Raw genomic sequence first — 12,946 nt, 5'->3', positions numbered from 1 at the left:
AAGTATTATAAAATGACCTATCTGGGTAATGGTATTTATACGATTACTTTTGAGCCAAGGATGTACAGGAAGAAATTATACCTAAAGATTTATGATGGATATTCTTGGTATATCAACTGGTCCATTCAAAATAATAACCTCATCATGCATGACACGGATGCATTTATTGTAGAAAACGTATATTATTCTTCAAAAGTTACTATAGAAATTAATACTATTTTGAAAACAGGAAATATAAGAGTAAGCTAAAAAAGCTTATTCTTTTCTTTTTCTTAATTTAATGATAAAATAAAAAAAGAATTGGAGGCAGAAAAATGAAAAAGAAAATATTTATGGCAATCCCATTAAGCTTATTATTAGCTTCATGCTCTATTGGTGGAGCTAAAACAACAACTACAACAGTAGAAACAACAACCAAGCCACAAGAAACTGAAACAGAAAAACAAACTACAACGCAAACTTCGGATGGGATAGATCATAGTATCATTCCAGAATATACCTCAAGTGATATTCAATTACTTGCCCCTGATTTTACTACAAGAGTGATTCCAAATCAGGATTCTGTAACCTATGATGATTTATTCAATTTAGGTAATGAGGTATCTATTTCTATAGATATGGAAGATAGTGAGCTTCAAAAGCTACAAGAGGATTTGGATTATTATAATGAAACGCATTTTAAAAACCAGCTATATCGTCATTGTAAGAGTGTAACGATTACCCTAAAGAATTACGATAACACCTTCTCTTGGACTATAGAGGATGTAGGTATTCGTCAAAAGGGGAATACCTCAAGACTTTGGCCTATCATTGAGAATGGCAAAATTGCATCCTTAAATCATTTTAAGCTATCCTTTGATGAGACCTTTGATGATGAGGCCTATGGAGTAGATAAGGTCGATTGGTCCAATGATCCAGCAGGCTATAAATTAAGAAAGGATAGAGAATTCTTAGGCTTAACGGGCTTAGATTTAAAATGGAATAAGAATTATGATGCAACACACATTAAAGAGGTTTATGCATCAAAATTATATAAATCTCTAGGATTAATCATTCAAAATATCGGATTAACGAATTTTAATATTAATCAAATAGATCAGAATACAAGCTATGATATGGGTGTATATACATTATATGAGCCTGCAAAGAAATCCTTAATTAAAAGAACTCTTCAAAATGAGGATATTTTAACCTTTGGCACATGGAATGATGAAAAGAATGGTACCTATGGTGTTACCGGCTCTAAATATGGTGATTTATATAAATGTATTTGGGGTGTTGATTTAACCTACAACAATATGAAAAATAATGTTGGTGTAGGCAGTATGGATGGATCTTATGTACCTAAATACGAAAGAAAAACAAACACAAGCGAGGCCGCCTATAAGGATAATTTATTATTTGAGCTTGGTAGAGCAGTTTCGAAAAACAATTTAGAGGATATTAGACAAAAGCTAGATATAGAATATTTTGCTGCACTTGAGGCTGTAAATTATTTTGTTGGTAACCCAGATGATTTAAGAAATAACACCAATAATACTATGATTTATATGAGAAGAAGTGATGGTATGGGTATTATAATTCCAATTGATAATGACCGTGCCTTTGGTATAACGAAGGATTGGGATGTAAGAAATGGTATGACTGAGGTTGGTCCAATGGATTTGACTAAGGCAGCAAATGGTGATAATGTTATTGGATTATATAAAAATACGATTTTAAAGAAGAATTCTAGTGCTTATAAGCTATATACAGCTTATTTAACTGCATTATATAATAGTGATTGGCTAAAGGATGAAACCTTTACTGAATTATTTAATATTGCGAAAAACACCTATAGTGCAAGTGTATCTTCTGATTTCGGTTATATTGATTTCAATCTGAATGATTCCAATATTTCCTTCTCTAATTATATCAATGCGAAGAAGAATTTATGTAAGAATTATTTAGATACGAATACCAACATAGAAGATGATCCTATTACAGATACGAATGGAGATTACGGTGCTATTTATCTTGTTGGCTCTATGAATGGTTGGGGTGGTACATCCTTACCATTTACCTATAAGGGTAATGGTCAATATACAATTACCTTTACACCTGCAAGTGTAAATAATGATTCTATTGATTTTAAGATCAACAATGGAATCGATTGGGAAACCATTGATTGGACAATTGATTTAGTGAATAATGAATTAATCATGGAAAAGGGTGAAAATTGTACGCTTAGTGGTGTAACAAATTCCTCTAGTATCACAATCACAATAAACACAATTACGAAAGAAGCAAATATCGTTATAGAATAAGGAAGAGCCCAATTTGGGCTCTTTTTGAGGAGATGATTCTTGTGGTAGATAAAAGAAAAAAGTTCATAGGTATATGCTTCCTAGCTGTTTTATATCTTGTAGCATTTTTCTTAGGAATATTAGTATTCCTATTTACTGGTGGCTATTTAAATGATTTATTAAGATTGTTATTAGCCTCAATGACCAGTGTAGTAACTATATATATTGTTGGAGTAGCCTTTCATACGGCATCCTTTATAGATCCTTACTGGAGTCTTCAAACTCCAGTATATATGCTATTTTTAATGATCTATTATAATGCATTTAATACTGGGACTATATTATTCTTCTCTGTATTTAGCTTATGGGCAATACGATTAACCTTCAATTTCTTAAGGAATTTTACTGGATTGCATTATGAGGATTGGAGGTATAGAAGAGCTAAGGAGCGTTTTGGTTTATTCTATTATGTAATTAGTTTCGTTATTTTCCATTTCTTGACGAGTGTGACTATTTTTGCGGCCTCACTCCCTATGTATTATTATGTAATTAAGAATTTGGAATTTGGACTATGGCAGCTTTTTGGTTTAATTTTTATGACGATTGCTGCTTATATAGAAACACAAGCGGATGCTGAAATGTATAATTTTAGAAAGAATCGTTCGAAGGAAAGCCAGGTTTATGACCAAAAGCTTTGGAAATATATGAGGCATCCGAATTATGCCGCAGAATTCCTTCTTTGGGCAGGTGTAACCTATGTTTATATTAGTGCTATGCCGAGTGAGTGGTATTTCATTTTCTGTATCGCACCGATGATTTGTTTAATTGGTGGGGCAATGCTAATATCTGAGGCACATTATCTTGCGACTAAGCCAGATTATAAAATCTATAAGAAAAACACCTTTGCCTTAATCCCTATACCTAAAAAGAGAATCCCTTATTTAAATGATGAAAATAAGAGGTGGGTAACCTTTTATGGGCAGGCTCAATCTAAGGGTAGACCAGATGCGATGCGATATGCTCGAGATTTAACCCTAAGGTATCCTATTTTTGTTCCCTTTGGTGGAGATAAAATAAGAATTACATTAGATAATTATTGTGTGGATGAGGCGATTCATATTGACCATATCAATGTCGCAAGAGGGAAAAGCTTATCCGATGTACAGGAGGATCCTTTATATGTAACCTTTGGTGGGGAAAGAAGAATTCATATAGAGCCTCATATGTCCTTAACTAGTGATGTTATTCCTTATGAAATTAAAGAGGATGAATATTTAATTATAAATATATATATTAAACGTACATGTAATTTAACAGGCTGTGTCGATATTACCGGTCCACTATCTAAGGGGTATTTTGCATATGGAGATCAATCCTTCAAGCCATCCTTAGATAAAAACACCTCAAAATCCATGGGCTGGGTACATTTCATTTCTAATGTAGATGTATATACAGATAAGGAAAATGAATGTGTGGTTTGTTATGGAGATTCTATAACGAGCCAGGATTGGCCAGATTATATGCTGCTTTCCTTAAGAGAAAGAGGTATTAAAAATATATCGGTTGTAAGAAAGGCTGTATCTGGTACAAGAATATTAAGAGAATATGAATGCATTACCTATCAATCCTATGGTTTAATGGGGAAAAAGAGATTCTTTCATGAGGTATCTAGTGTATCTGGTGCGAAAATGGTCATCATTCAGCATGGTATTAATGATATTATTCATCCAGTAGGAGAGGAAGTTAATCCATTTCGGCCTATGAGCGATATGCCTACATCTTCAGATTTAATTGAAGGCTTAGAAAGATATCGTAAGGTTGCAAAAAGATTAAATCTTTTCGTTTACTACGGCAATTTACTTCCTATATATAACTGGAGGACCTATGCTCCATTTAGAGAAGAAGTTAAAAATGAGGTCAATGATTGGATAAAGATGCAAGAGGGATTTATCGATTTTGAAGGAGCTATAGGTGAGTGCAAGGATTCCATTTGGTATTTTAAGGATGGAATGGATTCTGGTGATCATTTACACCCATCTAAGGCGGCTTATCAAATTATGGGTAACCTCGCAGCAAGTGTATTGTTTAAAAATGATATGAATTAAAAATGTAAAGCGTTTTATTTGAGAAGAGTAACAAAATACTCTTCTTTTTTTATGACACTTTTGGTAAAATTGAATTAGTTTTTTATGAAACTGGAGGAAGAAATATGGGTGGATTTTTCGGGGCAGTATCTAAAAAAGATTGTGTCTTTGATTTATTCTTTGGAATTGATTATCATTCTCATCTAGGAACAAGAAGAGGTGGAATGGTAGTATTAAATGAAAATGGTTTTAATCGTTCAATTCACAACATTGAAAATGCACCATTTAGAACAAAATTTGAAAAGGATGTACTAGAAATGAAGGGCCAAATGGGAATCGGTTGTATTTCCGATTATGAGCCTCAGCCTCTTTTAGTTAGAAGCCATCATGGTACATACGCGATTACTACAGTTGGAAAAATTAATAATATTAAAGAAATTGTAGATGAGCTATTTAAAAATGGATATTCTCATTTCCTAGAGATGAGTGGTGGGGATATTAACCCAACCGAGCTTGTCGCATCAATTATTAACCAAAAGGAAAACTTAATTGATGGTATTCAGTATGTACAAGAGCTAATTGATGGTTCTATTACATTACTATTGTTAAATGAAAAGGGTATTTATGTTGCAAGAGATAAATATGGTAGAACTCCTGCATCCATTGGATACAAGGAGGATGGCAGTTATTGTGTCACCTTTGAATCCTTTGCTTACCTAAATTTAGGATACAAGCCATATAAAGAGCTTGGACCTGGTGAGATATGTATTGTATCTCCTGATGGCGTAAGGCAATTGGTAGGGCCTAAAGATAAAATGAGAATTTGTACCTTCCTATGGGTATATTATGGGTACCCATCCTCAAGCTATGAGGGCTTGAGTGTTGAAAAGATGAGATGCTCATGCGGAAAATATATGGCAAGAAGAGATACGGTTAAACCGGATTGTGTTGCAGGTGTACCAGATTCTGGTATGGCTCATGCCATTGGTTATGCCAATGAAAGTGGCATTCCATTTACAAGACCATTCATTAAATATACACCAACATGGCCAAGATCTTTCATGCCAACTATGCAGGAGAAGAGAAATTTAATCGCTAAGATGAAGCTAATTCCTGTTCATGATTTAATTGAAGGAAAGAGATTAATGCTTATCGATGATTCTATTGTTCGCGGTACTCAAATGAGAGAAACAACAGAATTCTTATATAAAAGCGGGGCAAAAGAGGTGCATATTCGTAGTGCATGTCCACCACTTGTTTACGGCTGTAAATATTTAAATTTTTCAAGAACAAAATCAGAAATGGAGCTCATTACAAGAAAGACAATTTTAAAGCTTGAGGGTAATACAAATCCTGAAACCTTAAAGATGTATGTAGATCCAGATTCAGATAAATATAAAACAATGGTTGAAGAAATTAGAAAAGAGCTTCATTTTACATCCCTACAGTTTAATCGTCTAGACGATTTAAAGAAGGCTTGTGAAATTGATGAGGATAAGCTTTGTACCTATTGTTGGGATGGTAATGAGTAAGAGATACCTCTTACTCTTTTCTTTTGCTTGACAAAAATATAGAATTATAATAAACTAAAGAGCAATTTGAAGTATTATAAGGAGGGGTATAAATGGATAAGATTATTTATTATACAGATGAATTAAACGATGAATTTTCTGATGCGAAAATTACCCCAAGAGTTATCGATGGAAGCTATGTATATGTATATAAAAGCCTATGGAAGAAATTCACCCATTTCTTTTGGCTTAGAATTGTAGCTCATCCTATCGCATTTTGTTATTTAAAATTTAAATATCATCATAAATTTATAAATAAAAAAGTAATTAAGCCTTATAAAAGGGATGCTTATTTTCTTTATGGTAATCATACCCATAATTTATGTGATGCCTTCATTCCACCAAAGATTTCTGGTTGGACGGATGCCCATGTTATCGTGAACCCTGAAAATGTATCGATTAAGGGAATGGGAAATGTCGTCTTATCTCTAGGCGCAATTCCGCTTCCTGCAGATCGTGATGCAATGAAGAATTTTATTGCATGTATCGAAACTAGAGTTAAAGAACGCAAGGTTATAGCGATATATCCTGAGGCACATATTTGGCCATATTATACAAAAATTAGACCATTTAAGGATATGTCCTTCAGGTATCCCATCGAATATAATAAGCCTGTATTTTCCTTCACGAATGTTTACCTTAAGCGTAAGCATGGGAAAACGCCTACCATTCATACCTATATTGATGGACCATTTTTCCCTGATTTAAGTATTTCAAAGCCAGAGGCTAGAAAGAAATTAAGAGATATGGTTTATAACCAAATGGTAGAAAGAAGCAAAGAAAATACAGTAGAGGTAATTAAATATATGAAAAAGGAGGAATCCAATGATTAATTTATTATTCTGTGGCAATGATAAGGTCTTTGATGGCATGCTTACGACAATGCTTTCTATTTTTGAAAGAACGAAAACAAAGGAGCCTTTCCATGTTTATATATATACAATGGATGTATCCTATTTAGATCCAAGATATTTAGCCCTTACAAGTGAAATGGGTACTTTCTTAGATAAGGTTGCAAAAGGCTATAATAAGGAGAATATCGTTGAGGTCATTGACGTATTTCCATATTATAAGGAGGAATTTAGTGGTTCTCCTAATGAAGGATGCTATTGTAGCCCATATACACTATTAAGATTATTTGCAGATATGGTGCCAAATATGCCAGATAAGCTATTATATCTAGATTGTGATTTAATGTTTAATAGAGATATAAGATTATTATGGGATATTGATGTTCATGGCTATGAATATGCTGCCGCAAGAGATCATTATGGTAAGTACTTGGTAAAGCCCAATTATATTAATGCTGGTGTATTATTATTTAATTTAGCAAAAATGAAGGAAACACATCTTTTAGATAAGGCTAGAGTATTAATTAAAACAAAGAAGCTTCCCTTTGCAGATCAATCTGCAATCCTTCGCTCTACAACGAAAAAGAAGATGCTACCTCAAAAATATAATGATCAAAAATTCTTGCATAAGAATACGATTATTCGTCATTTCTCTAAAAGATTATTTTGGCTTCCATACCCTCATACAGCGAATATAAAGCAGTGGAAGGTGGATCTGGTACATAAGATTTTTAAATATCATCAATTTGATGATATCTATGATATTTATTTAAAGCTAAAGGAAGAATTTAATGAGAAGAAGTAAAGCATTGCCAAAGTGCAATGTTTTTTTCTTGTTTCATTTTCAAAACTAAACTATAATAAAATTATAGATATTTTTACAAGGAGGGGCTTTTATGGCAAAAAATACTAGTATTGCATTAAGAAATCAAATTATTTATCAGGTATTTCCAAGACAGTATTCGAAAACTCACGATTTAAAGGGAGTTACTAAGGATTTAGAAAGAATAAAGGATTTAGGTGTGGATATTATTCAATTAATGCCCATTCATCCTATTGGAGTTTTACTTCGCAAGGGTAAGATAGGCTCTCCTTATTCCATTAAGGATTATAGATCGATTGACCCAAATATGGGTACAATGGAGGATTTAAAGGAATTGTTCGATAAGGCACATGCCCTTGGCTTAAAGGTCATTATGGATATCGTATTTAATCATACCTCAAGAGATTCTATTTTAACAGAAGAGCACCCAGAATGGTTCTATCATAAGCCAAATGGTGAATTTGCCAATCGAGTTGGTGATTGGAGTGATATTACCGATTTTAAATTTGAGTATCCAGAGCTAGAGAAATATTTATCCGACACTCTACTTCAATATGTAAGATTAGGTGCGGATGGATTTAGATTTGATGTTGCCTCTTTAATTCCATATAGCTTCTTTGCGCATACCTTCCCTCTTTTAAGGAAGGAGAAGGAGGATTTATTCTTCTTAGCAGAGACGATTCATCTATCCTTCTGTAAATATATTCGTGATATGGGCTATGATGCAACATCTGACCCTGAAATATATACATTATTTGATGCGGAATATGAATATGATGTATATGATCATTTACAAAAATATATGAAGGGTGAGGCAAGAATTCAAGAATATTTATCTAGAGTAGAAGATCAAGAGGCCTTATATCCAAAGAACTTTGTTAAGGTAAGATTCTTAGAAAATCATGACTTTGGTACAGCAAATTCCTATTTAAAGGATGATTTAAGACTTAAGAATCTACTCGTATTATCCTATTTTACAAGAGGTATGGCTTTCTTATTTAATGGCATTGAAACTGCATCTAGACATTTACCAAATTTATTTGAAATGGATGAAATTAAATGGAAGGATTATAATAAGAGTGGTATCGTCGATTTAATTAAGAAATTAAATGAAATTAAGAAGCATAGAGTATTTGCGGATGGTGTATGGAATTACCATATTATCACCGATTCTATCGTTTTATTATCCTTTAAGAATATGGATGAGGAAATTACGGCTATTGTAAATTTAAATCATGCATCTGGAATGGTAAATACCGAAATTGAGGGTAGATTTAAGAATTTACTTACTGGAGAGGTTTTGCCAATCGATAAATATCTAGACATGCAAGAAGAGCCTCTTGTTTTATTAAGAATTCATGAATAATGCTTGCTTAAACTGAAATATAGTGTATAATAAGCCGAAGAATGAGGAATGAATTATGACGAAAGAGCAAATTTCTATTATTGCAATCGTAATTTCCTTTATTGGAAATGCATTATTTACGCTATCATCATTATTTCACAACAAAAAGAAAATCATCGCAACCCAAAGCTTTTGCCATGGTTTAAATGGTATAGCTCAGCTTATGCAGGGTGGCTATGGTGGAATGATTCAGGATTTTACCATGCTTGTAAAAAACTTCGTCTTACTTTTTGTGGATGAGGCAAGAAAAAAATTCATATTGCTTATCAATGTCGTATGTATTATTGTCGCTTTAGTGTTTGGTATCGTATCTATACAAATATGGGCAGAGGATAAGGGCTGGTTTCAGTATTTACCTGTTGGTGGTATGTTCGTATATTCTGTATGCTCTACATTTGTATTTGCCAAGAGAGGCTTATCTAAGAATTTCACCGAAGTATTATTAAAATCTGCACTGATTTTTAATGGTATTTGTCAGTGTATTTATGGTATCCTATTGCCACTTATTCCAAATACGATATTTAATGCAGTAACGATTGTTCTATCCATTTATTCTATTATCCGTATAGCCATTAAGGTTCATAAGGAAAAGAAGAATCCAAAGGATATAGAGGATTTTCATCAAGAAGAAAACATTATCGATGAAGAATAGAAGGAATTTTCTTCTATTTTTCTTCTTAAAGAAGAATATGCTAAAATAATATAAAGGGGGGATATCATGTATTGTACTTGCTGTGGCAAACAAATAATGGATGGATGTAATTTTTGTCCAGAATGCGGAGTAAAGCTAAATATGAATGCCAAAAGAGGAAGTGATTTTATTCCTTTAGGTACATATATAAGCGTTCCTTTAATTACAGGTGAGGTAAAGGGCTTATATTATTATAATGGCTTATTTTATAAGGATAAATTTTGTACGAACCCATTTCCTATTGGTTTGATTCCTATCCCTTATAGAAATCCTCTTACTGTATTCCCATTTTTATTTGGCTTTGGGTATTTGCATTTTCACGAGAAAAAATAATCATTTGAATGCCTTATCCATAAGGCATTTTTTCTTTTTTGAAAAATGTATATCATAGTGATACCTATGCTATCAAATGGATAGAATATATTTAACATGGATACCAAAAATTTCAAAAGTTTCAACACCTTTTGTGTTTTAAAAATATATCCATAGTGATATAATTAAAGCAATGTGATAGCGTTTTCAAAAGGAGATGTATAAAATGTATGATGTTGTGATTATTGGCGGAGGTATTACAGGCGCTTCTATAGCCTATGAGCTTTCGAAATACAAGCTTAAGGTTGCACTTGTTGAAAAAGAAAATGATGTAGCTTGTGTTACAACAAAAGCAAACTCAGGTATTGTTCATGCAGGATATGATCCAAAGCCTGGTACAATTATGGCAAAGCTTAATGTTTTAGGCTCTAAAATGTATAAGGAGCTTGCTCCATTATTCCATGTTCATTATTCCAATATTGGCTCTTTAGTCGTTGGAAGAAAGGAAGATGAGGCTAAGGTTTTAGAGCTTTATCATCGAGGATTAGAAAACAAAGTAGAGGATATGTCTATTTTAAGAGGAGAAGAAATCTTTAAAATAGAGCCCAATTTAAATAAGGATATTTCTATAGCATTATATGCAAAGTCAGCAGCGGTTGTATCTCCTTGGGAAATGTGCTTAGCTTTTGCGGAAAATGCTGTAAGAAATGGAGTAAAGCTATATTTATCCTTTAAAGTTACTTCTATAAAAAAAGAAAGAGATTCCTTTTTCGTTGAATCCAATGGAACTATATTAAAAACGAAAATGATCATTAATGCTGCAGGCTTATATGCAGATGAAATCTATAACATGGTCTTAGATAACAAAGAGGATGGATTTACTATTGTTCCTGTTAAGGGTGATTATTATCTATTAGATAAAGAAGAAGGAAAGAATGTAAATCATGTTATCTTCCAAACCCCCACCAAGCTTGGTAAGGGTGTATTAGTTTCTAAGACATGCCATGGCAATTTAATTGTTGGCCCTAATGCTATAACCATAGAGGATAAGGAGGATTTTGGTGTTGATGAAAAATCCTTAGATTATATTCGTGATATGGCCAATCTTACAACAAATAAAATTAATTATAGAAATAATATAAGAAATTTCTCTGGTCTTAGAGCTAAGATTTTAAATTATGATGATTTCTTAATTGGAGAATCTAAGGTAAAGGGATTTATTAATTTTGCAGGTATTAAATCGCCAGGCTTAAGTGCTGCCCCTGCCTTTGGCCCATACGCTAAGGAAATCTTAGAGGGTATGGGAGTTAAATTTGTTAAAAATGAGGATTTTAATATTACTCCACTTCCTAAATTCTTTAAGGATATGAGCATAGATGAAATTGAAGAAAAAATTAAGGAAAATGAATTATATGGTAGAATCATCTGTAGATGTGAGACAGTATCCGAGGGTGAAATTGTAGACTCTTTACATAGACCAATTCCATGTCTTTCTATCGATGCAGTAAAAAGAAGATGCAATGCAGGAATGGGTAGATGCCAAGGTGGCTTCTGTGGACCAAAGATACTTGAAATCATGGTTAGAGAATTGCATGTTACACCTAAGGATGTATTACAGGATAAGGATGGATCGAACATTGTTTTAGAATATACGAAGGGGGGATTAGCTCATGAAGAAATATAATCTAGTCATCATCGGGGCAGGTCCTGCTGGATTATCTGCAGCCTATGAGGCCTATAAGGCTGGAGAGAGAAATATATTAATTATTGAGCGTGATATGCACCTGGGTGGTATTTTAAATCAATGTATTCATAATGGTTTTGGACTTCATCGCTTTAAGGAGGAACTATCTGGACCTGAATATGCACAAAGGTTTATTGAAATGCTAAAGGAAACCAATGTAGAGGTTAAAAGTGATTCCATGGTACTTCATATTACTAAGAATAAGGAAATTCACTATATGAATTCTAAGGAAGGATATCAGGTAATTCATGCTAAAGCGATTATCTTGGCGATGGGCTGTAGGGAAAGAACGAGAGGCGCAATTTCTATTCCAGGCGATAGAGGAAGTGGAGTATTTACGGCAGGAGCTGCCCAAAAGTACTGCAATATGGATGGCTATTTAGTTGGTAAAAGAGTCGTGATTTTAGGCTCTGGTGATATTGGCTTAATTATGGCAAGAAGAATGACTCTAGAGGGGGCAAAGGTATTAGCTGTTGTTGAGCTTATGCCTTATTCGAATGGCTTAACGAGAAATGTAGTACAATGCTTAGAGGATTTTAATATTCCCCTATATCTATCCCATACGGTTATTGATGTTATAGGACATGCTAGAGTTGAAAAGGTTATTGTCGCTAAGGTGGATGAAAATAGAAAACCAATTTTAGGCACTGAAATGGAATTTGACTGTGATACCTTATTGTTATCTGTTGGTTTAATTCCGGAAAATGAATTATCTAAGGAGGCAGGTGTTTTATTGGATAATAGAACGAATGGTCCTATTGTATATGAGAATATGGAAACCTCCATTCCTGGTGTGTTTGCTTGTGGTAATGTGCTTCATGTACATGATCTTGCAGATAATGCCTCTATTGAGGCAGGAAGAGCTGGTATAGCAGCGTATAACTATATTACAAAGGGAAATGACGAATCTGGGCCTTGTATTGATTTAAAGAATGGAGAAGATGTTTCCTATACGGTTCCTCAAAAATTGAGAATCAATAATGTAGAGGATTCCTTAAATATCTTCTTTAGAGTAAGAAGAGTAATGAAGGATAAATATTTATATGCAGAATCTGGTGGTAAGGTATTGGCTAAGGTAAAGAAATTACATTTAGCTCCAGGTGAGATGGAATCTATAAGAATCCCTAAGGAAAAGCTTATGGATGTAGTAGATTCTATTATCGTAAGGGTAGGTGATTAA

General features: G+C 33.3%; 11 protein-coding genes. All 11 read left to right on the top strand.

Annotated features, from left to right (window positions below; translation table 11 throughout):
* A partial coding sequence (locus SPJ17_RS09135) for a hypothetical protein (protein WP_321094993.1) occupies positions 1 to 249 on the top strand: 249 nt, incomplete at its 5' end.
* A 65-nt stretch (positions 250 to 314) separates the two neighbouring features.
* Positions 315 to 2,306, top strand: coding sequence for a CotH kinase family protein (locus SPJ17_RS09130; RefSeq protein WP_321094991.1), 1,992 nt, complete (start codon positions 315 to 317; stop codon positions 2,304 to 2,306).
* Positions 2,307 to 2,347: 41 nt separating this feature from the next.
* Positions 2,348 to 4,390 (top strand): DUF1295 domain-containing protein, encoded by a 2,043-nt coding sequence (locus tag SPJ17_RS09125; RefSeq protein WP_321094989.1) that lies wholly within the window; start codon positions 2,348 to 2,350, stop codon positions 4,388 to 4,390.
* A 104-nt stretch (positions 4,391 to 4,494) separates the two neighbouring features.
* Positions 4,495 to 5,901 carry an amidophosphoribosyltransferase gene (locus SPJ17_RS09120; RefSeq protein WP_321094987.1) on the top strand — a complete coding sequence of 469 codons (1,407 nt, stop codon included), beginning with the start codon at positions 4,495 to 4,497 and terminating at the stop codon, positions 5,899 to 5,901.
* A gap of 92 nt (positions 5,902 to 5,993) precedes the next feature.
* A complete protein-coding gene (locus tag SPJ17_RS09115; protein ID WP_321094985.1) occupies positions 5,994 to 6,773 on the top strand; it encodes a hypothetical protein in 780 nt (259 codons plus the stop codon).
* Complete coding sequence (locus SPJ17_RS09110) at positions 6,766 to 7,596, top strand: glycosyltransferase (RefSeq protein WP_321094983.1); 831 nt, start codon at positions 6,766 to 6,768, stop codon at positions 7,594 to 7,596. Before SPJ17_RS09115 ends, SPJ17_RS09110 begins: the two co-directional genes overlap by 8 nt.
* A 91-nt stretch (positions 7,597 to 7,687) precedes the next feature.
* On the top strand, positions 7,688 to 8,980 hold the full coding sequence (locus SPJ17_RS09105) for an alpha-amylase family glycosyl hydrolase (RefSeq protein ID WP_321094981.1): 1,293 nt from the start codon (positions 7,688 to 7,690) through the stop codon (positions 8,978 to 8,980).
* 55 nt (positions 8,981 to 9,035) lie between these two features.
* On the top strand, positions 9,036 to 9,671 hold the full coding sequence (locus tag SPJ17_RS09100) for a YgjV family protein (protein ID WP_321094979.1): 636 nt from the start codon (positions 9,036 to 9,038) through the stop codon (positions 9,669 to 9,671).
* A gap of 66 nt (positions 9,672 to 9,737) precedes the next feature.
* Positions 9,738 to 10,043 carry a hypothetical protein gene (locus SPJ17_RS09095; protein WP_321094977.1) on the top strand — a complete coding sequence of 102 codons (306 nt, stop codon included), beginning with the start codon at positions 9,738 to 9,740 and terminating at the stop codon, positions 10,041 to 10,043.
* 205 nt (positions 10,044 to 10,248) lie between these two features.
* Positions 10,249 to 11,706 carry an NAD(P)/FAD-dependent oxidoreductase gene (locus tag SPJ17_RS09090; RefSeq protein WP_321094976.1) on the top strand — a complete coding sequence of 486 codons (1,458 nt, stop codon included), beginning with the start codon at positions 10,249 to 10,251 and terminating at the stop codon, positions 11,704 to 11,706.
* Complete coding sequence (locus SPJ17_RS09085) at positions 11,693 to 12,946, top strand: NAD(P)/FAD-dependent oxidoreductase (protein ID WP_321094974.1); 1,254 nt, start codon at positions 11,693 to 11,695, stop codon at positions 12,944 to 12,946. Before SPJ17_RS09090 ends, SPJ17_RS09085 begins: the two co-directional genes overlap by 14 nt.

It is taken from the genome of Anaeroplasma sp., from assembly GCF_034179385.1.
In the GTDB taxonomy this organism is placed as follows: Bacteria; Bacillota_I; Bacilli_A; order Acholeplasmatales; family Anaeroplasmataceae; genus Anaeroplasma.
The sequence above is the reverse complement of the archived record's forward strand: the minus strand, read 5'-3'. Positions and strand labels throughout refer to the sequence as shown.